This is a genomic window from Streptomyces sp. NPDC056128 (assembly GCF_042263835.1).
GTDB lineage: Bacteria > Actinomycetota > Actinomycetes > Streptomycetales > Streptomycetaceae > Streptomyces.
On the sequence record NZ_JBHJVQ010000021.1, the window covers coordinates 47,761 to 70,697 of the forward strand.

General features: G+C 69.6%; 21 protein-coding genes and 2 pseudogenes. 15 read left to right on the top strand and 8 right to left on the bottom strand.

From position 1 onward, the window contains the following. Positions 1-15 precede the first annotated feature (15 nt). Complete coding sequence (locus ACFC1X_RS29045) at positions 16-585, bottom strand: dihydrofolate reductase family protein (protein ID WP_376358882.1); 570 nt, start codon at positions 583-585, stop codon at positions 16-18. 429 nt (positions 586-1,014) lie between these two features. Between ACFC1X_RS29045 and ACFC1X_RS29050 the strand changes: the two genes are divergently transcribed. From ACFC1X_RS29050 to ACFC1X_RS29070, 5 genes are all read left to right on the top strand, one after another. Then, on the top strand, positions 1,015-1,932 hold the full coding sequence (locus ACFC1X_RS29050; RefSeq protein ID WP_376358885.1) for a PhzF family phenazine biosynthesis protein: 918 nt from the start codon (positions 1,015-1,017) through the stop codon (positions 1,930-1,932). 114 nt (positions 1,933-2,046) lie between these two features. After that, on the top strand, positions 2,047-2,391 hold the full coding sequence (locus ACFC1X_RS29055) for a hypothetical protein (RefSeq protein ID WP_376358887.1): 345 nt from the start codon (positions 2,047-2,049) through the stop codon (positions 2,389-2,391). A gap of 273 nt (positions 2,392-2,664) precedes the next feature. Then, positions 2,665-2,886, top strand: coding sequence for a hypothetical protein (locus tag ACFC1X_RS29060; protein WP_376358889.1), 222 nt, complete (start codon positions 2,665-2,667; stop codon positions 2,884-2,886). Between the two features lie 231 nt (positions 2,887-3,117). Then, positions 3,118-4,038: an NADP-dependent oxidoreductase gene (locus tag ACFC1X_RS29065; RefSeq protein ID WP_376358892.1), complete on the top strand. Its 921-nt coding sequence runs from the start codon at positions 3,118-3,120 to the stop codon at positions 4,036-4,038. A gap of 408 nt (positions 4,039-4,446) precedes the next feature. Beyond that, positions 4,447-5,139, top strand: coding sequence for an alpha/beta hydrolase (locus tag ACFC1X_RS29070; RefSeq protein ID WP_376358895.1), 693 nt, complete (start codon positions 4,447-4,449; stop codon positions 5,137-5,139). Positions 5,140-5,477: 338 nt separating this feature from the next. Here the strand turns inward: ACFC1X_RS29070 and ACFC1X_RS29075 are convergent, their stop codons facing one another. Next, positions 5,478-6,125 (bottom strand): TetR/AcrR family transcriptional regulator, encoded by a 648-nt coding sequence (locus tag ACFC1X_RS29075; RefSeq protein WP_376358898.1) that lies wholly within the window; start codon positions 6,123-6,125, stop codon positions 5,478-5,480. Positions 6,126-6,298: 173 nt separating this feature from the next. On the opposite strand from ACFC1X_RS29075, the gene ACFC1X_RS29080 reads away from it, so the two are divergent. Both ACFC1X_RS29080 and ACFC1X_RS29085 read left to right on the top strand, forming a co-directional pair. Further along, positions 6,299-7,732, top strand: a complete 1,434-nt coding sequence (locus ACFC1X_RS29080) for an MFS transporter (RefSeq protein WP_376358900.1) — start codon at positions 6,299-6,301, stop codon at positions 7,730-7,732. 150 nt (positions 7,733-7,882) lie between these two features. Continuing rightward, positions 7,883-8,101 (top strand): annotated as a pseudogene (locus tag ACFC1X_RS29085) (four-helix bundle copper-binding protein); the annotation flags it as partial. 145 nt (positions 8,102-8,246) lie between these two features. Here the strand turns inward: ACFC1X_RS29085 and ACFC1X_RS29090 are convergent. After that, positions 8,247-9,110, bottom strand: a complete 864-nt coding sequence (locus tag ACFC1X_RS29090) for a hypothetical protein (protein WP_376359041.1) — start codon at positions 9,108-9,110, stop codon at positions 8,247-8,249. Positions 9,111-9,173: 63 nt separating this feature from the next. Between ACFC1X_RS29090 and ACFC1X_RS29095 the strand changes: the two are divergent. After that, positions 9,174-9,488, top strand: a pseudogene (locus ACFC1X_RS29095) (transposase); the annotation flags it as partial. Between the two features lie 11 nt (positions 9,489-9,499). Here ACFC1X_RS29095 and ACFC1X_RS29100 read toward each other — a convergent pair. Then, entirely contained in the window at positions 9,500-10,399 is a 900-nt protein-coding gene (locus ACFC1X_RS29100) for an aminoglycoside phosphotransferase family protein (protein WP_376358903.1), read from the bottom strand. 141 nt (positions 10,400-10,540) lie between these two features. Then, positions 10,541-11,383, bottom strand: coding sequence for a MerR family transcriptional regulator (locus tag ACFC1X_RS29105; protein ID WP_376358906.1), 843 nt, complete (start codon positions 11,381-11,383; stop codon positions 10,541-10,543). Between the two features lie 465 nt (positions 11,384-11,848). Here ACFC1X_RS29105 and ACFC1X_RS29110 point away from each other — a divergent pair, with 465 nt between their 5' ends. Further along, positions 11,849-12,217, top strand: a complete 369-nt coding sequence (locus ACFC1X_RS29110; RefSeq protein ID WP_376358909.1) for a hypothetical protein — start codon at positions 11,849-11,851, stop codon at positions 12,215-12,217. An 88-nt stretch (positions 12,218-12,305) separates the two neighbouring features. Here ACFC1X_RS29110 and ACFC1X_RS29115 read toward each other — a convergent pair whose 3' ends face one another. Next, positions 12,306-12,872 carry a TetR/AcrR family transcriptional regulator gene (locus ACFC1X_RS29115; RefSeq protein WP_376358912.1) on the bottom strand — a complete coding sequence of 189 codons (567 nt, stop codon included), beginning with the start codon at positions 12,870-12,872 and terminating at the stop codon, positions 12,306-12,308. Positions 12,873-12,972: 100 nt separating this feature from the next. On the opposite strand from ACFC1X_RS29115, the gene ACFC1X_RS29120 reads away from it, so the two are divergent. The 6 genes from ACFC1X_RS29120 to ACFC1X_RS29145 all read left to right on the top strand — a co-directional run bounded on the left by ACFC1X_RS29120 (position 12,973) and on the right by ACFC1X_RS29145 (position 20,928). Further along, on the top strand, positions 12,973-14,712 hold the full coding sequence (locus tag ACFC1X_RS29120) for a CocE/NonD family hydrolase (protein WP_376358915.1): 1,740 nt from the start codon (positions 12,973-12,975) through the stop codon (positions 14,710-14,712). Then, entirely contained in the window at positions 14,709-15,656 is a 948-nt protein-coding gene (locus ACFC1X_RS29125; RefSeq protein WP_376358918.1) for an ABC transporter permease, read from the top strand. The genes ACFC1X_RS29120 and ACFC1X_RS29125 overlap by 4 nt, the downstream gene beginning before the upstream one ends. Next, positions 15,656-16,513, top strand: coding sequence for an ABC transporter permease (locus ACFC1X_RS29130; protein ID WP_376358921.1), 858 nt, complete (start codon positions 15,656-15,658; stop codon positions 16,511-16,513). Before ACFC1X_RS29125 ends, ACFC1X_RS29130 begins: the two co-directional genes overlap by 1 nt. Next, the gene (locus tag ACFC1X_RS29135; protein WP_376358924.1) at positions 16,510-17,505 is read left to right on the top strand and encodes an ABC transporter ATP-binding protein; all 996 of its coding nucleotides are present in this window, start codon (positions 16,510-16,512) and stop codon (positions 17,503-17,505) included. Before ACFC1X_RS29130 ends, ACFC1X_RS29135 begins: the two co-directional genes overlap by 4 nt. After that, positions 17,498-18,286 (top strand): ABC transporter ATP-binding protein, encoded by a 789-nt coding sequence (locus ACFC1X_RS29140; protein WP_376358927.1) that lies wholly within the window; start codon positions 17,498-17,500, stop codon positions 18,284-18,286. Before ACFC1X_RS29135 ends, ACFC1X_RS29140 begins: the two co-directional genes overlap by 8 nt. 158 nt (positions 18,287-18,444) lie before the next feature. Continuing rightward, on the top strand, positions 18,445-20,928 hold the full coding sequence (locus tag ACFC1X_RS29145; protein ID WP_376358930.1) for a SpoIIE family protein phosphatase: 2,484 nt from the start codon (positions 18,445-18,447) through the stop codon (positions 20,926-20,928). A gap of 12 nt (positions 20,929-20,940) precedes the next feature. On the opposite strand, the gene ACFC1X_RS29150 is transcribed toward ACFC1X_RS29145, so the two are convergent. Both ACFC1X_RS29150 and ACFC1X_RS29155 read right to left on the bottom strand, forming a co-directional pair. Further along, entirely contained in the window at positions 20,941-22,539 is a 1,599-nt protein-coding gene (locus ACFC1X_RS29150) for a cation acetate symporter (RefSeq protein ID WP_376358932.1), read from the bottom strand. Beyond that, positions 22,536-22,886, bottom strand: coding sequence for a hypothetical protein (locus ACFC1X_RS29155; protein ID WP_376358934.1), 351 nt, complete (start codon positions 22,884-22,886; stop codon positions 22,536-22,538). The genes ACFC1X_RS29150 and ACFC1X_RS29155 overlap by 4 nt, the downstream gene beginning before the upstream one ends. Positions 22,887-22,937 lie beyond the last annotated feature (51 nt).

Here is a 22,937-nt window from a genome sequence, read left to right on the forward strand (position 1 = left end):
CCTCCTGGACCAAGGTCACTGTGCGGCGGGCTCGTAACGCAGCAGCACGGTCCGGGAGTCGAACGTCCGTGATTCGATGAGCCGGAGGTTGAGCCGCTCCGCGGACTCCGCGAAGAGCGGCCTTCCGCCGCCGAGGACGACCGGATGCACCACCACATGATGCTCGTCGATCAAACCGTGCGCCGTGAGCCCGGCCGCCAGGGAGGCGCCGCCCATCAGCAGCATGTCCGTGCCCGGCTCGGCCTTGAGGGCGGTGACATTCTCGACCAGGTTCGAACCATCGATGACGCGTGCGCCGTGACCAGGCTCGGTCAGGGTGCGGGAGAACACGATCTTGGGACTGCTGCGCCAGATGGGGGCGAACTTGAGGTCGTGCGGGTCGTCGGAGATGGACTCCACGTTGGGCCAGTAGCCGGCCATCATCTCCCAGACCGGGCGGCCGTACAGAAAGGTGTCGGCTCGCTCCATCAGGCTGAAGGAGTACGCGGACAGCTCAGGCCCCATCACCGGCCAGTCGAACTCGCCGGCCGGACCTTCGATGTTGCCGTCCAGCGAGATGTGGACGAAGCGGATGATCTTTCGCATGGCGTGGCTCCTTCACGACCGCTGCTGTGCTGTTCCGTCTGAGCAGTTCCGTCTGACTGACCGCACTGAACGGGCAAGGTCATCGCCGCGACCGATGTGACCTGCACCACCTGTGCCTTCGCGGGGGCCGGGCGAGAGCGGCGAGGTCCGTTGCGGTCATGGCGAGATCATCGCAGCCGGAGACTTCGCCGCACGGCAGAGTGCGGATGCCGCGGCCAAGTGTGCGGGGAATGAAGAAACCCGCCGCGGCCGCCTTCGCGAGCGGTGCCCTGCTCGCCCTAAGCACCTGGTGTCGCGTTAACTTCCATACTGCCAAGGGGGCTGGCGGAACCGACAGAACTAGCGGAACTGGCCCGTCCTCCCCCCGGCTGTCCCATCGGCCACCGCGCAAGCAACCCGCGGACAACTCCGTGCGAGAGGACCTCCACCATGCCGGATGAGAAGAACACGACAATGGGGCCAGCAGGTCACCTGACCTCCGAGGTGCTCCACTACACCGCCTTCACCACCAGCCCGACGGGCGGCAACGGAGCAGGAGTCGTCCTCGACGCCTCCGGCCTCGGCGACGACGAGATGGTGGCGATCGCCGCCGGACTCGGCTACTCGGAGTCCGCCTTCGTCACCGCCGGACCCCACCCGCACGCGGAGCGGTCCTTCACCCTGCGGTTCTTCAGCCCTAAGGCGGAAGTCGGCTTCTGCGGCCACGCCACCGTCGCCACCGCGGTGGCACTCGGCGAGCGCCTCGGTGCGGGCGACTTCGACTTCCACACCGCCGCGGGCCACGTGCCCGTCACCGTCCAGGAAGAGAACGGCGTACTGAAGGCCACCCTCACCAGCGTCACACCCCACGTGCACGACGTGGCCCCGGCCGATGTGGCAGAAGCGCTGGCCGCACTCGGCTGGCAGGCCGGCGAACTCGACGCCTCCCTGCCTCCGAAGATCGCCTTCGCAGGCGTACGCCACCTCATACTGGCCGCGGACACCCGCGAGCGACTTGCCGATCTGGACTACGACTTCGACCGGCTGCTGCGCCTGATGCAGCGGCTCGACCTGACCACCGTGCAGCTGGTGTGGCGCGAGACAGCGACCGTCTTCCACGTACGCGACCCCTTCCCCGTCGGCGGCGTGGTGGAAGACGCCGCAACCGGCGCCGCAGCCGCGGCCTTCGGCGCCTACGCCCGCGACCTGGCCCTCGTCCCGGCGGAGGCACGGCTCACCCTCCACCAGGGCCACGACATGGGCCGCCCGTCACTCCTGGAGGTCACCCTGCGCGCCGACGATCTGCGAGTACATGTCACCGGAGCCGCCCTCGCCATCCGGCCGCACGAGGTGGCGCCACGCACGTAGCAGGGCTCTGCGCAGCTTGGCTCCGCCCCGCGGACCTCCCAAGGGCTCCTGCGAGCGGCAGGTGGCCGCGGGTGCGGTAGTACTCGGACTCCAACCACTCCTTCATTACGAAGAGTGGGCGCGACAGAGACGCACCGGTTGGGCGAGGTGCTGCGGTTGCAGACCCTGACCCGGCGCGGCGTCGACGTCCGGGTCGGCATCGGCCCCTCGATCACGGTCGCGGCCACCGTCTCCGCGCAGGTCGACCCGCCCGGCGGAGTCCTCACCATCGCCCCCGACCGGATGACCGAATGGCTGGCACCGCTGCCGGTCGAGGCCCTGCACGGCATCGGCCCGAAGCAGGCGTCCGCGCTGCACGAATACGGCATCCACACCGTCCGGCTGCTCGCCGCCGTCTCTCCCGAGACCGAGACCGTTCAGCGGCCTCCTGGGCGGGAAGACCGGATGTCCCGCCGCTGACCGGGCTTGCGGCATCGACGCGCGCCCCGTCGTCCCCCGCAGCGCGTCCGCGGCCGCCACCGTCCGCCTCCGCTTCGACCGGCACGTCCTGGACGGCGCCGACGTCCGCGCCGCCCTCCTGGACCTGGTCGTGCAACTGGCCCGCCTGCTGCGCCGCCGCTGCCAGGCCGCCCGCGTGCAATGTCGTTTACGCTGCGGTTCGCCGGCGGCAGCAGATGGGAGTAGAGCCGCCGCCTGCCGGGACCGTCGGCTCACGACGAGGACCTGCGGACCATGGCCTACTGGCTGATCGACGCCGGACTCCAGCGAGGCCGACTTGCCGGCCTCGCGCTTAAGGGCGACGACCTGGTCGACGACGATCATGTCGCCCAGGAGATCAGCCTGGACCACAGCCGGGAGGCCTGGCTCGTCACCGAGCCGGCCGTCGACAGGGTCCGCGACAGGCGCGGACCGGACGTCATCGGCCCCGCCGCCGTCTTCCACCGCGCCTCCTGAGCGCCGTCCGCCTCACCTACGCGGCTGCCACTTGAGACCGCGCCGATCGGAGTCAATGGCCCACTAGCACTGAGTGCAATTGGCCCAGAGGTCTGGGCCTCTTCGCTCGTAGGCTTGGACATCCAAAGGGCTGGTCAGCGAGGCGGTCGGCCTTCTGCGGGTGCGATGCCCGCGTCCACGAGACGCGATGCCCGCTTCCTGAACCTCTCCCACTCAGAGGTGGAACCCCTCATGCAAGCCATCACCGTCCAAGACCGCAATGCCGGTGTCAGCGGCCTGACCCGCTCCGAGCTGCCCCATCCGCATGCTGCCGAGAACGACGTGATCGTGAAGGTCTACGCCGCCGGATTCACCCCGGGCGAGCTGGACTGGCCCGGTACCTGGACCGACCGGGCCGGCCATGACCGGACCCCGAGCGTGCCCGGCCACGAGCTGTCCGGCGTGGTCACCGAACTCGGCTACGGCACCACCGGCCTGACGGTCGGGCAGCGAGTGTTCGGTCTGACCGACTGGACCCGCAACGGCACACTGGCCCAGTACACGGCGGTCGAGGCCCGTAACCTCGCCCCGCTCCCGGCCGATGTCGACCACATCACGGCCGCCGCCCTGCCGATCTCCGGACTCACCTCCTATCAGGCCCTGTTCGATCACGCACACCTGATCACCGGCCAGACCGTGCTCATCCACGGTGCAGCGGGCGGCGTTGGCTCCATCGCCGTGCAGCTGGCCCGCGAGGCCGGCGCCCAAGTGATCGGCACCGGTCGGTCCGGTGACCGCGACACCGCCCTCGACCTGGGCGCGGACGCGTTCGTCGACCTTCAGGCGGAGAAGCTGGAGGACATCGGCGAGGTTGACGTGGTCTTCGACGTGATCGGCGGCGAGATCCTCGAACGCTCCACCGCACTGGTCCGTCCCGGCGGCACCCTGGTCACCATCGCCGAGCCGGTCACCGTCCACCCCCGCGACGGGCGCGCCATCTTCTTCGTCGTCGAACCCGACCGGGTCCGTCTGGCCGACCTTGCCCAGCGGCTGCGGGACGGGCACCTCAAGCCGATCGTCGGCGCCGTCCAGCCGCTCGCCGAGGCTGCCTCCGCCTTCGCGCCGGACAAGCGCACTCCCGGGAAGACGATCATCCGCGTCACCCAAGACTGAGCGAGAACCAGGACAACGGCCGGGAGGCCCGGCTCGTCACCGAGGCCGCGGCCGACCGGGTCCGCCACAAGGGCAGGGAGCCGGCGTACCGCGTACAGCGCTCTATTCTTCGTTCGAGGCGGCGCCACATTTCGAGAAGGACCAGCGACGACAGATCCACACATTCGGACGCGAGGCCCGTTCGCCACTGTGTGAGTACTGCGATGCGTCGGCTGCGCAGCTGTGGGGCAAGACGCTGCGCGCGACGTGAGTGTGAGGTGAGTGCCCGATATTGACCAGGAGCCGCAGTGCGGGGCGGCCGGACCTCCAGCGAGAGGTCACCTGGATAGCTCGGTGCGGGATGCGGTACCCCCGGGGGCGAGGTCCTTTTGATGTGACATTGCCCGTTCCGTTGAAAGGTCCATGCCCATGGCCGCAAAGCCCGCTATCGTCCTGGTCCACGGCTTCTGGGGCGGCGCTGCCCACTGGGGCAAGGTCATCCCTGAGCTGCACCGCCGCGGCTTCAGCTCGCTGCACGCGGTGGAGAACCCGTTGACCTCGCTGGCCGACGACGCCGAACGCACCCGCAAGATGGTGAACCAGATCGACGGCCCCGTACTGCTGGTCGGCCACTCGTACGGCGGTGCCGTCATCACCGAGGCCGGGGACCTGCCCAACGTCACCGGTCTGGTCTACATCGCGGCATTCGCTCCGGACGCCGGGGAGAGCCCCGGCCAGATCAGTCAGGAGAAGCCTCCGGCAGCGTTCGAGAACCTCGCTCCGGACTCCGACGGGTACCTGTGGGTCAAGCAGGACAAGTTCCACGAGAGCTTCGCCCAGGACCTGCCGACAGAGGACGCGCTGGTGATGGCCGTGACACAGAAGGCGCCGCTGGGGTCGACCTTCGGGGACACCGTCACCGCACCGGCGTGGCGCGCGAAACCGACCTGGTACCAGGTCTCCACCAACGACCGCATGATCCACCCCGACAACGAACGGCGCATGGCCCAGCGCATGAACCCGCGCAAGACCATCGAACTGGACGCCAGCCACGCATCCCTGGCCTCCCAGCCCGGCCCGGTCGCCGGCCTCATTGAAGAAGCCGCCAATGCGGGCGCCTAAGAGGAGGTTGCTGGCGGGCGACGGTCAGCGGGTGAGAATCCGTGTCGGTCACCCGTTGGGTATTCCGGAGTCTGGGGTGAGTCGTCGTTCTGGTCGCGATGTCGGCGAGCCTGCAAGCGTTGCGTGCGCAAGGGGTTGACGGGGGAGAGCGGTGTACGCGGGCGAAGCTGAGCTGTCGACCGAGGGCGGGGGAGTCTTCGCGTGCGTAGGGTGCTCGGTTGCTGTTGTCGGTGCGTGCGTGCCGCGTCGATGTCGACGTGTGTGTCCATGCCGGGCTCGACCTCAGGTATCAGGCCGGCCGCACGCCCAGCTTCAGGCGGGCGTCGGCCGAGCGGCCGTCATGCGGGCCGAGGGCTGTAGTAGCCCAAGAACATGTCGACACCGCTCGCGATGAGTCGGTCGCTGAGGTCGTCGTCGATGTGCGCGCCGTAGGAGCCGAAGACCATGTGCGGGAAGACCAGAAGCGCGTAGAGCTGGAGGATGGCCGTTTCGAGGTCGGGAATGGCAAGGCGGCCCTGGTCGGTGAGAGTGCCCAGGGCCTGGGCGACGGCGGGGTGATGGCCTTCCGGCCCGTGATGCTGCCAGCCCCGGCCCAGCTCGGGGAACCGGTGAGCTTCGGCGGCGACGAGGTTGCGCAGCGCGGTGACGTCGTCGTTGGTGCGGACCGAGTGGACCCATCGGCGGGCGGCGTCGAGCAGAGCTGCGCGGAGATCCTCGGCCTCGGCGAGTCTCGCGAGCGCGGCTGACGGTTCCCCGGTCAGGGATTCGTCCAGTGCGCCCGCGATCACGGCGGTGAAGAGCGCTTCCTTGCTGCCGAAGTGGTTGTAGACCGTCACCTTGGAGACGCCCGCCGCTGTGGCGATGGCGTCCATACCGACGCCGAAGCCGTCCCGGAGGAACAGTGCGCGAGCGGCTCGCACGATGGCCTGCCGCTTCAGTGCGGCACGCGGTCCGCTCGGTGGCTGCTTGGTCCCTCCCGTGCTCATGAGCTGAGCCTAACACCGAGCTGTACTGAACGGTTGAGTTCAACTGAACTGTTCAGTACAGTTCAGTTTGGGGCTGCGTTGCGGCCAGTGCTATGCGGTGCGGTCTGCCCGCTCGTCACTGCGGTCGTACTCACGGCCTGTCGTCCCTTTCTCTCCACGCCCAAGGACTCGAAATGACGCACTCGACCGTCGGCACGTCACACCCGCCGGCTCCAGCCCACCCGCCTGCCCATCCACGCCGCTGGACCGCTCTGGCCCTCATCTGCGTTGCGCAGTTCATGCTCATCCTCGACGTCACCGTCGTGAACGTGGCGCTGCCCGACATGGCCGCCGATCTCCACCTCGACCGCGCCTCGCTGACCTGGGTCGTCACCGCGTACACGCTCTGCTTCGGCGGTCTCATGCTGCTCGGCGGACGCCTCGCCGACGTCCTCGGCGCCCGCCGGACCCTGCTGGCCGGACTGGCCCTGTTCACGGCCGCGTCACTGGCCTGCGGCCTGGCGGACGACGCCGCGACCCTGCTGGCCGGGCGCATCGCCCAGGGAGTCGGCGCGGCCCTGCTCTCACCCTCCGCGCTCTCCATCGTCACGACCACCTTCCACGGCCCGGAACGCAACAAGGCCCTCGGTGTATGGGCGGCCATCGGCGGCTCCGGCGCCGCGGCCGGTGTACTGCTCGGCGGGGCGCTCACCGACGGGCCCGGCTGGCAGTGGGTCTTCTACGTCAACGTCCCCGTCGGCATCGTCGTGCTCGCCGCCCTCCCCGCGGTCGTGGCGGCTCGCGCCCCGCAACCGGCCCGGCTCGACCTGCCCGGAGCGCTGCTCGTCACCGCGGGTACCGGCGCGATGATCTACGGCCTGGTAGAGGCGGGGGACTCGGGCTGGGGGAGTCCGTCCACGTTGCTCCCGCTGGCCGGCGCCGTGATGGCCTACGTGCTGTTCGCCGCTGCCGAGCGGACCAGCCGCGCTCCGCTGATGGACCTGCGCATGTTCACCAGGCGGCCCGTCCTCGCCGGGGCGTTCCTGATGCTGATGGCCACGGCACTGCTGATCGCCTACTTCTTTCTCGGCTCCGTCTACCTGCAACACCTGCGCGGCTTCAGTCCGCTGAAGACGGGACTTGTCTTCCTGCCCATGGCTCTCGCCACCGGCGTCGGCGCGCACCTGGGCTCCCGTCTGGTCGGCAGGCTCGGCAGCCGTGTCACGGCCGTTGGAGGCATGGCGATCGCTGCCACCGGGACCGTGCCGCTGACCCTGCTTTCGGACACGGGCAGCGTGTACACCGGGCTGCTCCCGGGCTTCGTGATCGCCTCCCTCGGCCTGGGCGCGGTCTTCGTCACCGCGACCACCACGGCACTCGCCATGGTCGAGCACCGCGAGGCCGGGCTGGCGTCCGGCGTCGTCAACACCTTCCACGAAGTGGGCGGCTCGATCGGCGTGGCAGTCGTCTCCACCGTCGCGGCCACCGGTTTCGAGAGCGGATCGCCCGACGGATTCACCGAAGCGTTCACGCTCTGCACGGTCGCTGCAGCCGCCACCGCGGCCGCGGCCCTGCTGCTCGTACCCCAGGGCAAGCCCCGGATGACGGGTGGACCGCACGTGCACTGACCTCTGCCCACGCCCGCGAAGCCGGGGATCCCTTTGCCGGAGAGCCGCAGGCGGTGGCCGTTCGCGGAGGGTGGTGCGGTGATACCCGTCCGGCATCGAGGCGACGGGCGCTGTCCGGTGCCCCGTCGGCAGCAGAAGAGGAGCGGCACCATGACCACCACCGTCGACAACATGCTTCGCACATACCCCGCTGGCCTGGGCGGGGTCGACCGGAAGGCCATGGCCAGGTGCATCGAGAGTGCGTCACCTGCGCGCAGGGCCTGCACCGCGTGCGCGGACGCCCGCCTGTCTGAGGGCATGGTCGGCGATCTGACCAAGTGCATCCGTACCGACATGGACTGCGCCGACGTCTGCAACGCCACCTCGTCGTGGTCCTGGGAGGTCTCCGCCACTAGCGGTCGGGTGCGGCACCGGACTGCGTGAACGCGTAGAGCGCCTGCGGTTTGTCCCTGTCATTGACGAACGCCATGGCCCCGTCGATCTTCCTGCCGGCTCCCAGGGCGGATCCGCCCGCTCAGGCTTGTGCGAAGACACCCGGCGGGAACGCCCCGGCGGCCAGGGCGGTACGGGTCAGCCGCGTCCCGATCTCCGTGAGTCGCTCAACCCCCGGCCCGCCCAGGTGCGCGTACGGCGCCAGCGCCAGCCGGTCGGTCGTCTCCTCCACCTCAAGGCGCAGCTCGTTGCCACGCGCGGTGAGGTGGCCGTCGGAATCGAGTAGGCCACGCCCGCGCAGCCGCTCCTTCGCGGCCTCCCACTCCAGCTCCGTCCAGCCGCGGCTCTGCCGGGCGAATTCGGGGGTGAAGCCCTTGCCCGTGGCAGTGTGGCTGATCAACGCCTCCAACCCGTCAAGCCCGGCCGCGGACAACGCCGCGAGGTGGCCGTCGCCGCGGTATTCGCGCAACAGGGTGATGGCGTGCCACAGCGCGAGATGCGGCTGCTCTGGCACGGGAAGGTCGGCGTGAGCCGCGTACAGCGGCCGCCCGGCAGAGCCGCACACCTCGGTCGCGGTCGCGGCGAGCTCGGCAGCCTCCCGCACGTCGGGCTGGTCCGGGAGGCCGTCGCCGAGCAAACGCCGCAGCACACGGTCGACCGCCGTGAGCCGGGCGCTCAGCAGCTCCTTAGGCGCGGCCAAGTCCCAGGCGCGTGGGATGTGACGGGCCACGAGGTCCGGGCTGAAGTTGTAGAACGTGGCGGCTACCACCCCCGCCCCGACCGGCCCCAATGCAGCGGCGCGCCCTGCAAAGTACGGCATACGCCCGGACTCCAGCCCGGCGGCCGTGTACTCCTCCTCAGCCTCGGGGGCGAAGTAGATCAAGGAGTGCAAGGGGTTGAGTGAGGCGTGGCAGCGGCGGGCGACGAGGGGCGGCACGGAGGTCATGGAGGTCATGGAGGCACCCTAGCCCCGTACTTCGCAGGTCGTGGGTGAGCCTCCTCCGGACACGGCACTCCGCTTGCGGTCCTGCTGACCGGTGGCAACCGTAACGACGTCACGCTGCTTCTGCCGCTGCTCGATGTGATCCCGCCGGTCCGCGGCCGGGTCGGCGGTCCCCTCCGCAAGCCCGACTCGCTGTTCGCCGATCGCGGCTGCGACCACGACATCTACCGCGACCAGGTGCGCGATCGAGGCTTCGTGCCCGCGATCGCCCCCCGCGGCACGCGACACGGCACCGGCCTGGGTACCTGCCGCTGGGTGATCGAGCGGAGCTTCGCGAAACTTGCTTGCTGTCTGATCGCCCACCGGCAGCTCCGTTCATTGCGTTGCCGTTGTCAGCCGATGAGGGCTTGGGTGATCTGCCGGGTCGTCTGCGCGGCGATCCGGGGGTTGACGGCGGCGTAGTGGGTGTAGGCGTTCAGGCCGGTGGCCAGGGCCCAGCCGCGGCCCCGCATCCAGGTGGCGTCGTCCACGCCGAGCGCGTCGCGGAAGGCGGCTCGGCTGTTTGCCGACATCAAGGTGAAGGCGATCATCAGGTCGCAGGCCGGGTCGCCGATGCCGAGCCCGCCGAAGTCGATCACGGCGCTGAGGCGGCCGTCGGAGGCCAGCAGGTTGCCGGTGTGGAAGTCGCCGTGAAACCACACCGGAGAGCGGTCCCACCCGGGCGCGCTCAGCGCCGCGTTCCACAGTTCCGTCATCGCTGTTGTGTCGAACACGCCGTAGACCTTGGCGATGGCGACCCGCGTCGCGCGGTCCCGGTCGGACAACGGGCGGCCGGTGAGGTCTTCCCTGGTGCTTCCGGCGGGGATGCCCTCGGGTGCGAACCCCTGCAGGGCGGCCAGGAACTGGGCCAGTTCAACCGCGGCTCTGGAGGAGTCGCCCAGTGCTTCGACGGTCGCCACCTCGCCGTCCAGCCAGCGGGACACCGCCCACGGCCACGGATAGCCGAAGTCGGGGTCGCCCACTCCCACGGGTACCGGGATGGCCAGGGGAAGGTGCGGGGCGAGTTGAGGCAGCCACTGGAATTCCTTCCTGGCCTGCCCGATGGCTCCGGGGTGGCGGGGCAGCCGGACGGACAGCTCCTCACCCAACCGGTAGATCACGTGATCGGATCCAGCGGGGTTGAGCAGCTTCAGGGCCAGCCCTGCCCACTGCGGGAACTGAGTGTCGACCAGGTGCCTGACCAGTGCCTCATCGATCTGAGGGCGGCTGTCCGCAGTTCTCTCAGCTGCCAAGAGCAACTCCCGTGGCCGGCCCGCTCCGTGCGACGGGCAATCGCAGCCATCACAGTGGTTCACGGCAGGGCCTGTCGACCGATTTTGCGACGCACGGCAACCGCGTCGCACGGCAATCGCGTCGCACGGCCACACCAGCGATCAGCTGCCTGTGGAGAGGTCCCCGCCGAGGAGCTCCACCGTGAGTTCCATGCACCGCGTCCGGGCCGCGGAGAAGCCGTAGGGCATCTTGGTCACCGCTTCGAAGGCACTCATCTGTACGTCCTCCTCGCCGCTCGCCTCGACGTCGTAGATCTCGAAGAGCTTCTCCTCGTCCACGTCCAGTCCGGCCGCTTCAATGGCCTGGAGCAGGGCCTTGTGGTGGGCGCAGTGCTGGGCGGCGAGTTCCTCGACCCGCGGGTCGAGGGGGTCGACGGTGTCATCGAGGGCGGCGTCGGCCGCGTCGAGGCGGTCTGCCTCGGCCCGTAGGCCGGGATGGGTCGCCAGGGTGATGAACACGCTGGCCTGAATTGCGGCTCCCAGCGGCCCGAAGATCCGTTCCGTGACCAGCAGGGCGTCCAGGTCGGAGGGGCGCAGTGAGCCGGAAGGCAGGTGGCTGAGCCGGTCCGTGACCAGCGGGGAGAGCAAGCCCAGTGGGCTGCCCACGACCCGCAGGCGCTGAACTGCCGCGCGCTGACGCTTGATGGCGGCCTCCTGGGCGGCCAGGGTCTCCTCCAGCCGGCCCAGGACGTCCTCAACGTCCCGGGCTTCGTCGAAGGCGGCTCGCATGTCGTCCAGGCTGATGCCGGCCTCGGACATCTTGCGGATCCACAGCAGGCGGATCATGTCGTCGTAGCCGTAGCGGCGGCGCCCGTCTCCGCCTCGCTCGGGCTCCGGCAGCAGACCGATCTGGTGGTAGTGACGAATGGCGCGCGGGGTGGTTCCGGCGAAGGCGGCGGCATCGCCGATCTTGACCTCGCGGGGAGGCGTGGCGGAGGGGTACATCGCAGACAGGGCCTTTCGTGCTGTGGTGCCCTCGACGACACCACATGCCGCTACGGCATGTGCAACTACACACCACCCGGATCCCTGACGGGCTATGGGGCGGTGCCTGGCCATTGGTGTCTCGTCCCAGGGCAGGCCCGGAATGGGTGGGGAGATCCGTCGAGCAGGTCTGAAGGCACCCCGAGCAAGGGTTGGGGATTTTCGAGGAGCCGCATCAGCTTTCTGCGTGACCGTCCGATGCGGCCACGGCCAGGCAGGACCTCAGGCAAGCGTTGCCAGACGCGGGCCTGGTTCCAGTCCCGCAGCTGTGGTGCGCCTTCGGGCTGCCTGCCGCCCTGAGGCTGGCGTTCAGTTGACACTAGGCGCGTTTTACTGGTGAAGAGGCGGTATGGCGAACGTGCGCTATTCGTGGCAGGAGTTCGGCGGACTCGGAACTGTGAGCGGAGCCGCGGCGTCCGACTCGTTGTGAAGGAAGAGATCAGAGGCCTCGCCGGTTTCCTTGTAGCCGGTCTGGGCGCCGCAACGACGCTGCTGGCCTGGGCGCCGATGGCGCGGGTCAGCATAGAGGGCGGGTTTTCCGGAATCCACCGGAACCTCAGTGTGCTCTACATTGACTTGCCGCTCATCACAGCAGGGGGCGCTCTGGTGCCGCTCACCTTCTGGATGCTCACGTTGCGCCGGTTCCATCGGCCATGGCTCGCGGCGATGGTCGCCACTGCTGCGGCTGCCCTGGGAATCTGGGGTCTGACCAGTTGGTGGGTTCCCTACCAGGCGCCCGAGTTCGGCTACGAGAGAGCCCTTCATGACCTCATGAACAATTCTCCGGTCGCCTGATGGGCGTACACAGCACCGCCACCGCTGCACGCGTGAACTCCGACTCGGTGGCGGTGGCGAGAACCTCCCGGGCCGGCGCGGTCCTCCCTCAGTCGCCGATGAGGGCCTCCACCACCGCTTCGGCGACGCGGCCGGCCCGCTCCGTTGTCCAGTAGTCCGGCTCCTCCATGGTGGAGACGTAGTAGCCACGCGTGAGCAAGGAGAGGACGTCGGCCGCGAGCCCGGCGTCGGGCACTCCTGCGGCGGCGGACGCCTGGAGAAATTCGTCGCGTGATTCGCGCGGCTCCTGGCGGTCGACACCGGCGGGGTCGGCGTGCGCCGACGAGAGCATCTCGACCCAGAGTGTGCGCAGCAGCAGGTCTTCGGGTTCCGTGCTGAGGTGCCATTCCACCGTGGCCCGCAGTCGGTCCGCGCCGGTCAGGTCGGCCACGTGGGCCTCGAGGTCGGCCCGCCACCGGGACTCCGCCGCGCGCACGGCGTTGGTGATCAAGGCCATCCGCGTAGGAACGTAGTTCGTGACCATCGCCGTGGACCCGCCGAGTTCCTTGGCCACGGCACGGATGGTGATGGAACGTGCGCCCTCGCGGGTGGCGACAGCGAGGGTCGCCTCGGCGATCGCCTTGAGGCGCTGGACTTCGTCGACGTCGATCGGCATGGCAGCAACCTAGCTCAGAGGGGGTTGACGTTGAACAGATTCAGATGCAACGCTGTTGTATCACGTTGTTTTCTGAAGGCTTGCTTCTGTGGAGAGCTTCATGAGCCTTGCCGTCCAGCGCGTCACCCCGGAGCCCGTACCTCCGCACGCACAGCAGCACATGGTGCGCGTGCGTGACGGAGTTCTGCTGGCCACCGATGTGTACGCCGCCGACCCGGGGGAGCCGGCACCGACCGTGCTCGCCCGCCTCCCCTATGACAAGAACAGTCGGTACGTCTTCTTCGACAAGATCGCGGAGAGGTTCACATCACGCGGCTACGTCGTGGTGGTCCAGGACGTCCGTGGCAAATTCCGCTCGCAGGGGCAGACGCTGGGCTGGACCGGAGAGGTGGACGACGGGTACGACACCCTCGAGTGGATCGTCCGCCAGCCGTGGTCCAATGGGATCGTGGGAATGTTCGGCGACTCGTACTACGGATTCACCCAGTGGTCGGCGGTCGCCAGTCAGCATCCCGCGCTCCGTGCGATCGTCCCCCGGGTGACCTGCACGAACAACGGTCCCGGCATCGCGAGTTACGACACCGGCTCCGGACCTCAGCCCCCGTGGCTCGAGGCGACGACCTATCAGGCGCAGGTCTGGACGGACAACGACACCTACGAGTTCGACGTCGACCTCACCCGCCGCCCCCTGCTCTCAGCGTACGAGGAGGCGTTCACCGCGATGGGCAAACGCTCGCCCGGCTTCGACCTCATCGTCGGCGGCATCCCCCTCGCCCCCTACAACGGGCCCCACCCCTACGACGCCCGGCCGGTGCCCGTCCTGCACTGTGTGGGCTGGTTCGACAACCTCGGCATCGCCCACATGCGCGACTACACCGAGCTGGCCCGGCGCCCCGGTTGGGCTGCCGTGCAGTACTTGATCGCCGACGCGATCGACCACGAGAACTACTTCCTGGAGAACGCTCCGGTCCCGCCCGACGCCGACCATCTGCTCGACGCCGCCGCCCTCGACCGCATGCTCGACTCCTACGTCGGCCCCGCTCTCGAGTTCTTCGACGCCTTCCTCAAGGGCGCCACCCAGCCCGAGTCACTTCCCCGGGTCCGCTGGAAGCTCGGCCACGTTGGCTGGCGCACCTCCACCACATGGCCGCCGCCGCAGGTCACGCACACAGAGCTGTACCTCACGGAGCCGGCCTCGGCGGCGGGCACATGCCCCGGCGGCACTCTCACCCCCCGTCCGGCCGACGGCACCGAATCGACGGAGTGGCGATACGACCCCGACGACCTTGTGCCGTCCGCCGCGGCCGACACCTTCATGCAGCTGCGGGACCATGCCGACGAGCGTGCCACACTCGACCGGGACGATGTCCTCGTCTTCGCCGGCCCCGCCTCGAACGCGCCGCTCGACCTCGCCGGTCCCGTGCGCACGCTGCTGCATGTGGAGAGCACAGCGCCGACGTTCGACGTGTTCGTCCGCCTCCTCGACCTGGCGCCGGATGGCGCGGCACGCCTGATCGTGCGCGGCTGCGTCCAGGCCGACGGGCCCGGCGAGGTGGAGATCGCCCTGGGGCACACCGGTTACCGGGTGCGCCCCGGCCACCGTCTCGCGCTGATGATCGCCGGCAGCGACTTCCCGAACCATCTGCCCAACTCCGGTTCGCTGGACAGCCCGTGGCTGACGACGGCCCCCAAGGCGAGTCTGCAGACGCTGCTGACGGGAACCGCCCACCCCTCTCGCCTGTGCTTGACCGTCCTGCCCGGCTCGCCGCCGACAACCGGTACGGATGGCCACCGTCACCCTGCCCAACCACGGCGCGGCAGAGGAGGTGACCCGAGATGACACTCCGCTTCGTCGCCACCCGCCTGGGCACGCTCGTCGTGACGTTCCTCGTGTCCAGTCTGGCCATCTACGGCGCGATGTTCCTCACGCCCGGAGACCCCGCCACCTTGCTCGTCGGCGGCAGCCGCAACCCCGACCCGGCCGTGCTGGCGCAGATCCACCGCGAGTACCACCTGGACGACCCGTTCATCCAGGGCTACTGGCACTGGCTCGGCAACTGCCTGCAGGGCGACTTCGGCAAGTCCCTCGTCTACCGCGATTCCGTCGCCGGCCTGATCGGCGAACGGGCCGGCGACACCTTCGCGCTCGTCGGCTACGCCTCCGTCCTCGTCCTGATCGCCGGCACCGTGATCGGCACGGTCGCCGCGCTGCGCGGCGGCCGGACGGAAACGCTGGCCACGACGCTCACGGCGGGTGCCATGGCGGTACCGACCTTCGTCATGGCGGTCCTGCTCATCTGGCTCTTCGCCGTCCAGCTCCCGTGGTTCCCCGTCTACGGCTCCGGCGCGGGCTTCACCGGCACCCTCTCGCACCTGACACTGCCGGCCCTCGCGCTGGCGCTGACCTGGATCGGTTACGTCGCCCAGGTGACCCGGACCGCTGTCCGCGCGGAGCTGCGCTCGGAGCACGTGGAGACCGCCCGCAGCCGCGGTGTGCCCGAAGGGACGGTGATCAGGCGGCACGTGCTGCACAACGCCTCCGGCCCCGTCTTCGCCGTCTCCGGCGTCGGCATCGCCGGCATCATCGCCACCGCGGCCGTCGCCGAGCAGGCGTTCGGCACCGGAGGGCTCGGAGCCCTCATGATCGAGGCCGCGTCCAAGCAGGACATGGCCGTCGTACAGGCCGTGTCGCTGATCTTCGTGGTCGTGTTCGTCCTCGTGAACACCACCGTCGACCTGGTCAGCGCCGCCCTCGACCCCCGTACCGCGCAGAAGGGGGCCTGATGACCACCGCCCTGTTCACCCGCACCGCCGCCAAGCCGCGAACCGGACGCCCGCGCGACCACCTGACGTTCGGCGCGGCATGTGTGGTCGCCCTGTTCATCCTGCTGGCCGTGTTCGGGCCGCTGATCGCCCCGCACGATCCGAACGCCGTCGACCCACTGAACGTCAACGCCGGCCCCTCGGCCGCTCACCTCCTCGGGACGGACGACACCGGACGCGACCTCCTGTCCCGGCTGATCAGCGGTACCCGCGTCAGCCTGGCCACCCCCGCCGTGGTGATCGCCGTCTCCACGACCCTCGGTACCCTCCTCGCCCTGACAGCGGCCTGGTTCGGCGGATGGCTCGACCGGCTCGTCTCCGGAGCACTGGACATCGTGTTCGGCTTCCCCGGGCTGATCATGGCCGTGCTCGTCGCGGCCGTCTTCGGGGCGGGGCTCACCGCACCCATCGTGGCCCTGTCCATCGCCTATCTGCCCCTGATCACCCGAGTCGTACGATCGGCCGCGACCAAGGAACGCAACCTGCCCTACGTGTCGGCGCTCCAACTCCTCGGCGCCCCCACCGCCCGCATCTGGCTGCGGCACCTGCTGCCGAACCTGCTGCCGCTGGTCCTGGTCCAGGCCACCATCGGCTTCGGATACGCGCTGCTCGACGTGGCCGCCATCTCCTTCCTGGGCCTCGGCAGCCAGCCGCCGGACCCGGAATGGGGCCTGATGGTGTCCAACGGGGCCCCCTCGATCCTCGCCGGCAGCCCACAGCAGTCGCTGTACGCGGGCCTTGCCGTCCTGATCGTGGTCGTCGCGTTCAACCTGCTGGGGACGGGACTGTCCCGACGTCTGCTCGGAGAGAACGCATGACCTCATCACCGCTGCTCCAGATCAGCGCGCTGGGCATCGACCTGCCTCTCGACGGAGAACTGCGCACCGTCGTTCACCGTGCCGACGTGAGCATCCCCGAGGGAGCAGCCGTCGCCCTGGTCGGCGAGTCGGGATCGGGCAAGTCCCTGACGGCACGCTCCGTCCTGGGCCTGCTGCCCAACGGGGCCCGGATCAGCGGAGACCTGATGTTCGCCGGGGAATCCGTCCCGGCGATGAAGCCCGAGCGCTTGCGCGCCTTCCGTGCCTCCGACGTCGCCATGGTGTTCCAGGACCCCCGGGCCCACATCAACCCCGCGCGCGGCATCGGCGACTTCCTCGTCGAGGGCTTGACCACCGCACGCGGAGTCCCGGTCGCCGAGGCCACCAGGAAGGTCACCGGAATCCTGCGGGAAGTGGGCATCCCCGATGCCGACCGGCGTATGCGGCAACGCCCCCACGAACTGTCGGGCGGCTTGCTCCAACGCGTCATGATCGCCGCCGCGCTGGCCGCCGAACCACGGCTGCTGCTCGCCGACGAGCCGACCACCGCACTCGACGTGACGACCCAGGAAGAAGTGATGGCCATCATCGCAGAGGCCCGCGCGGCCCGCGGGCTCGCCATGCTGTTCATCACCCACGACCTGGAACTGGCGGGCGCCGTGTGCGACAAGGTCGCCGTGATGTACGCGGGATCGACTGTGGAAGAGCTGCCCGCGGAGCAACTGCGCAGCCGCGCCGCCCACCCGTACACGCGTGCCCTGCTCGCCTCCCGTCCGACACTCGACGACATCGACGCGGAGCTGTGTTCCATCGCCGGCAGGCCCCTGTCCGGATTCGAGGTGCCGCGAGGGTGCGCCTTCAGCGGCCGGTGTCCGCACGCGCAGGACCGGTGCCGCAGCGAGCGGCCCCGGACCCGATCGGCCGGCGACGGTACGGCGGCCTGTCACTTCCCCCACACGTTCTCGCCCGAGGAGGCCGGCAGGCATGCTTGAAGTACGTGACCTGCGCAAGGAGTTCGGCGACTTCGTCGCGGTGGACGGGGTGAGCCTCTCACTCCCTGAACGTGGGTCCCTGGCGATCGTCGGCGAGTCGGGATCCGGTAAGACGACCACCGCCCGCATGATCGCCGGACTCGAGGCGCCCAGCAGTGGGCACATCGTCGTCGCCGGTGAAGAGCGGCGTCCGGGGCGGTTCCGATCACGCGAGCGGGTAACTCGCGGCCGGCAGATCCAGATGGTCTTCCAGGACCCGTACTCGTCCCTCGACCGGCGCCAGCGCGTGTGCGACGCCGTCGCCGAGGCGGTTCTGCTGCACCGGAGCCTTCCCGCAGACCAACTCCGGGCCCGTGTAACCGAGTTGTTCGACATGGTGGGCCTGGACGACCGGCAGGCCCGGTCCCTGCCGAAGGCGCTCTCGGGAGGGCAGCGCCAGCGCGTCGCCATCGCCCGCGCTCTGGCCGCCGAACCGCAGGTACTGATCCTGGACGAGGCGATCGCGGCCCTCGACGTATCCATCCAGGCGCAGATACTGGGCCTGCTCGCGCGCATCCGAGCGGACACCGGGACCGCGCTGCTGTTCATCACACACGACCTCGGAGCGATCCGGCACATCAGCGACGACGTGCTGGTGATGCAGGCGGGAAAGGTCGTCGAACACGGCCCGGTCGCGACCGTCCTCAGCCACCCGCGGAACCCCTACACGCAGCGCCTCATCGAGTCCGTCCCGAAGCCGGGCTGGCGACCGCGGAGAAGGACGCGGGGAGCTGCCGTCTGACGTCCGGTCGGCGCATCAGCCTACGTACAGGGACGTCACCGCACGACCCCGCGGAGCCCCGACCCGGCGGCCTGAGCAGCGGCCTCTCCGCATCGTGGCTATCGTTGACACATAAGGCTGCTGCCTCAGGCTGTCCAACGGATGGATGGAGAGTCCCGGTGAGCGGGCGCACTGACCTGTTCGACGTGGAGCGCGTGTCCGGGGGCCGGATCGTGCTGTTCCTGGACGGTGGCGGACGCGTGGCGATGTGCCAGGGGCAGCTACGGACGGTGACCGACCGCCGGGCCGAGGACGTGTGCGGTGGGCACGTGAGCGAACTGCCTGTCGATTTCGACGGCTGGGACACGGCGTCCGCCCCGCTTCCGCCGGAGGACCGCAGCGGCTGGGGGACCGTGCGGCAACAGGACGGCTCGAAGGAGCGGGTGTGGTGGGCGGCGCATCTTGCGCAGTGGACCGACGGAAGGGGTTGTCTCGTCGAGATCGTTCCGGCCCCCGTGGCGGCGCGCCGCGAGGAGAACACGGCATTGGTGCGGGCGTTGTTCCAACAGACGAAGGTCGGCCTCGCCATCCATGACCTCGACCTTTCCACGACGCGGCTGAACCTCACACCCGAGTCGCTCGGCCCGCCGTCGGCTGCGGGGACGGCAGTCGACCCCCTGGGGAAGGGGGTCGAGGAGGTCGTACTGCCCGCGGACGCCGCCGCGGTGAACGAGCAGCTGCGAGTCGTGGCGGACACCGGTGAACCCCTGGTGGACTGGGTGCATCGGGCCCGGCGTCGCGACGCGCCCGAGCTTGAACGGGTGGTGTCACTGTCGGCCTTTCGGCTCGAAGACGCCGACGCCCGTCCGATCGGCGTGGCGGCGATCTTCACGGAGGTGACCGACCAGTACGTCGCCCGGCAGCGGATGGGTCTGCTCCAGTCGGTGGCGGAGCGCATCAGCGGCGACCTGGACATGCGCCGCATCGCGGAGGAACTGGCGGACTGCCTGGTGAGTCAGGGGTTCGCGGACCTGGCGGCTGTGGACCTGACGGAGGCCGTCCTGCTGGGAGAGGAGCCCAGCGACTTCCGAATGGGAGCCGCTCTGCGGCGTGTCGCGGTATCGGCTCACGACGGGCAGTGGCCGACCGAGGTGTATGCCCGTGAGGCGACCTTCCGACTACGGCGACGCGAGAGCGACAACCTGAATCTCGGACTCCCCATGCTCGAATCGGAACTGAGCGAGTGGCGGGACCGGCTGGCCGACGATCCCGCCCGTGCACGGTTGTTGTTGCCGGACGCGGCGACGTCCTTTCTCGTCGCCCCGTTGACCGCACGGGGGCATGTACTGGGTGCCGTGCCCCTGTGGCGAACGGGCCGACAGCCTCCGTTTGGGCAGGCCGACGCCGAACTCGCCCAGGAGATCGCCTCCCGAGCCGCTCTGGGCCTGGACAACGCACGCCGCTACACCCGGGAGCAGCGCACCGCCGAATCGCTGCAGCGCAGTCTGCTGCCGCCGGCGGCCAGTGAGAGCAGCGCGGTGCAGACGGCCGGGCGGTACGTGCCGGCGGCCACGACGGCGGGAATGGGCGGAACGTGGTTCGACGTCATTCCGCTGTCCTCGGCCCGGGTGGCGATGGTCGTCGGAGAGGTCGCCGGACACGGGCTGGAGGCGTCGGCGACGATGGGCCGTCTGCGGACGGCCGTGCAGACGCTCGCCGATCTGGAGCTGCCGCCCAGCGAGCTGCTCACGCATCTGAATGATCTGGCGGTCAGGCTCGGCGAGGCGGAGCCGGGACCGGACGGCGGCGAACCGCCGCCCAAAGCCGGACCCGTACGGCCGGTGGGTCCCACCGGCCCGCTGGCGACCGGAGCCACCTGCCTGTACTGCGTGTACGACGCCGTCGAGGGACGGTGCGAGATGGCCAGTGCCGGGCACCCTGTTCCGCTGCTCGTCGCGCCGGGCGGGGATGTGCGGGACCTCGACGTGAAGTCCGGACCGGCACTCGGTGTCGGGGGGAACCCGTTCGAGTCGCTCACCGTCTCGCTGCCGAGAGACAGCATGCTCGCGTTCTTCACCGACTCCCTCCTTGCCGGCGACGAGGACGGCCTGCGTCGGCAGGGGTTCACCAGGATGCTGCGGACGGCGGTCGAGCAGCAGGACACGGCCTCCGAAGCCGTACACCGGGTGGCCGAAGAAGTCCTGCCCGTCCCCCCGGACGAGGACGTGTCCCTCCTCGTCGCCCGGACCCGTCGCCTGGCCTCGGACAGGGTCGCCTCCTTCGAGTTCGGCGCCGATCCCGCGGTCGTCGCCCAGGCGCGGAAGTTCGTGGACCGTCGCCTTGAGGCATGGAACCTGAGCCATCTGACGTTCAGTGTCGAACTGATCATCAGCGAGCTCGTCACCAACGCCATTCGCTACGGCGGGGAAGGGCCGTTTCGGCTGCGGCTGATCCTGGACACGGTGCTGACGTGCGAGGTGTCCGACACCAATGAGACACAGCCGCGCCTGCGCCGGGCTCGCCCGACTGACGAGGGCGGCCGGGGACTGTTCCTCGTCGCGCAGCTCTCGCACCGCTGGGGAAGTCGTTACACGGAGCGGGGCAAGACGTTGTGGACCGAACAACTCCTGACCGAGACCGTCGAGTTCGACTTCGGACTGTGAAGGGCGTCGAGTTCAGTCGAGGCCCGCGAGCATCCTGGCCTCCGCCTGCGCGTCTCGGGAGCGCTCTGTCGATGTCCGCGGTCTGACGCGGCTGCCCAGCCAGCCCAGGAGGAAGCCCACAGGAACGGATGCCAGAGCGATGTTCTGCAGCGGGAACCAGTGGAAGTCGTGCGTCGGCAGGAGCGAATGGCTGTGCCCGGACACGGTCGGGCCGAAGACCTGGAGCAGGAGGCAGCAGGCCAGGGAGCCGTAGAGCGTCCACAGCAGTCCGAGCCGGGTGAAGCCTTTCCAGAAGAGCGTGTAGACCAGGGCGGGCAGGATCACCGACGCGGCCACCGCGGCGGCGAACGACGCCAGGAAGAGAAAGCTCCATGCGTGCAGCAGGACCGCCAGGAACACGCTCCCCACTCCGATCGCCACCACCGCCCATCGCGCCACCGTCACCTCCTGCTTGTCCGTCACGGCACCGCGCCGCAGGGTCCAGGCGTAGACGTCGTGCGACACCGACGCCGCGGCGGCGAGGGTGAGTCCGGCGACCGTGGCGAGGGCGGCCACGAAGACGGCGCAGGCGACCATCGTGAACAACGTCCTTCCGCCGTCCCCCTGCGCGAGGTCGTCGGTGAGCAGGAACAGCGCGGAACTGCCCCGCGGGTCGTCGGCGACGATCGCCGCAGGGCCCGTGACCGCGGCCGCGGCCAGGCCGAGCAGGACCATGGCGCCGTAGAACAGCGTGACCATGATGACCGCATGGCGCGAGGCACGCCGAGCGGACCGGCCATCCACGGAGGCGCTGATACGCATGAGGATGGGAGGCACGACAGCGGATCCGAGGGACACGGTGAGGCACAGCGAGAAGAGCTCGAGCGTGCCGGTCGACGTGCTCCCGAACAGCAGCCCGGGGGCGTACAGGGCACCCGCTCGGTCCCCGCCGAGCGCGGCGGCGTCCAGCATCGCGCCGAAGTCCCAGCCGAAGCGGCCGACGGCGGCAGCCGTCAGAGCGAGGACCACACCGAAGACGAGCAACGCCTTGCCGGTCTGGATCATGCTGGTGCCTCGCATGCCACCGAAGGCCGCGAAGGAGATCATCAGCAGGCCGATCAGCACCGTGCAGGCCAGATCGGCCCCCGAAGCCTCCAGGCCGAGAACGTAGGCCGTGGCTTCGCCCGCGACGGTCAACTGGACGACGGTGAGGGGCACGCACACGACCAGCGTCAGCACCGTGCCCGCGATCCGGGTCGCGTTGCCCGCCATACGGGTCTCCAGGATCGACCCGAGGGTGAACCGTCCGGTGTTGCGCAGCGGCTGCGCCAGCACGAGCAGGATGCCCAGCGCGGCACTCGCGCTCACGGCCACCACCATGCCGTCGTACCCGCCCAGGGCGATCGTGCCGATGGGGCCGATCAGGGCGGTGGCGTGAATGTAGTCGCCGCACAGGGCGAGGCCGTTGCGCAGGGCGGGCAGGGACCGATCGGACGTGTAGAAGGCGGACGTCTGGTCGCTGTCCATGCTCGTGAGGAGACAGAGCAGGAAGCAGAGGCAGACGACGGCGAGGAACGAGGTCAGCGGAGTGACGAGCCCGAGGTCAACGGCGAGCAGGCGGTGCTCGTTCACAGCTGCTCCCGGCCGGGGCCGGCACTGTGTGTGGCCGCTCGCAATGCGTTGACGTGGGGGTCGCAGAGCGCGGCGCATGCGCGGTCGTACCACAGGGCGGAGAGCAGCAGTGTGGTCGCCTGGACGCTCAGCAGGAGCATGCCGAGTGTGTACTCGCCAAGTACCGCCCCCGTCGCACGGCCGCCCGGTGTGTAGGCGAGCAGGAAGACGAGGAGGGCAACGGAGGCGTTGACCGTCAGCAGGCGGCGTCTCAGGCGCGCCGAGGCGACGCGCAACGGCGCGTAGGAAGGGTGCTCGGCGACGACGACTCTTCGGGAGCCGTCCGATCCGGGGTCGAACAGGGACATGGCGGCGACTCCTGAAGTCCGCTGGGGGAGTGGGCGTGCAAGGGCGTGCCC

Coding starts and splice junctions, on each gene's coding strand:
- ACFC1X_RS29080 (WP_376358900.1), top strand. CDS start 6,299: ATGACGCACTCGACCGTCGGCACGTCACACCCGCCGGCTCCAGCCCAC.
- ACFC1X_RS29065 (WP_376358892.1), top strand. CDS start 3,118: ATGCAAGCCATCACCGTCCAAGACCGCAATGCCGGTGTCAGCGGCCTG.
- ACFC1X_RS29125 (WP_376358918.1), top strand. CDS start 14,709: ATGACACTCCGCTTCGTCGCCACCCGCCTGGGCACGCTCGTCGTGACG.
- ACFC1X_RS29120 (WP_376358915.1), top strand. CDS start 12,973: ATGAGCCTTGCCGTCCAGCGCGTCACCCCGGAGCCCGTACCTCCGCAC.
- ACFC1X_RS29050 (WP_376358885.1), top strand. CDS start 1,015: ATGCCGGATGAGAAGAACACGACAATGGGGCCAGCAGGTCACCTGACC.
- ACFC1X_RS29105 (WP_376358906.1), bottom strand. CDS start 11,383: ATGTACCCCTCCGCCACGCCTCCCCGCGAGGTCAAGATCGGCGATGCC.
- ACFC1X_RS29130 (WP_376358921.1), top strand. CDS start 15,656: ATGACCACCGCCCTGTTCACCCGCACCGCCGCCAAGCCGCGAACCGGA.
- ACFC1X_RS29045 (WP_376358882.1), bottom strand. CDS start 585: ATGCGAAAGATCATCCGCTTCGTCCACATCTCGCTGGACGGCAACATC.
- ACFC1X_RS29060 (WP_376358889.1), top strand. CDS start 2,665: ATGGCCTACTGGCTGATCGACGCCGGACTCCAGCGAGGCCGACTTGCC.
- ACFC1X_RS29140 (WP_376358927.1), top strand. CDS start 17,498: ATGCTTGAAGTACGTGACCTGCGCAAGGAGTTCGGCGACTTCGTCGCG.
- ACFC1X_RS29155 (WP_376358934.1), bottom strand. CDS start 22,886: ATGTCCCTGTTCGACCCCGGATCGGACGGCTCCCGAAGAGTCGTCGTC.
- ACFC1X_RS29090 (WP_376359041.1), bottom strand. CDS start 9,110: ATGACCTCCGTGCCGCCCCTCGTCGCCCGCCGCTGCCACGCCTCACTC.
- ACFC1X_RS29115 (WP_376358912.1), bottom strand. CDS start 12,872: ATGCCGATCGACGTCGACGAAGTCCAGCGCCTCAAGGCGATCGCCGAG.
- ACFC1X_RS29075 (WP_376358898.1), bottom strand. CDS start 6,125: ATGAGCACGGGAGGGACCAAGCAGCCACCGAGCGGACCGCGTGCCGCA.
- ACFC1X_RS29135 (WP_376358924.1), top strand. CDS start 16,510: ATGACCTCATCACCGCTGCTCCAGATCAGCGCGCTGGGCATCGACCTG.
- ACFC1X_RS29070 (WP_376358895.1), top strand. CDS start 4,447: ATGGCCGCAAAGCCCGCTATCGTCCTGGTCCACGGCTTCTGGGGCGGC.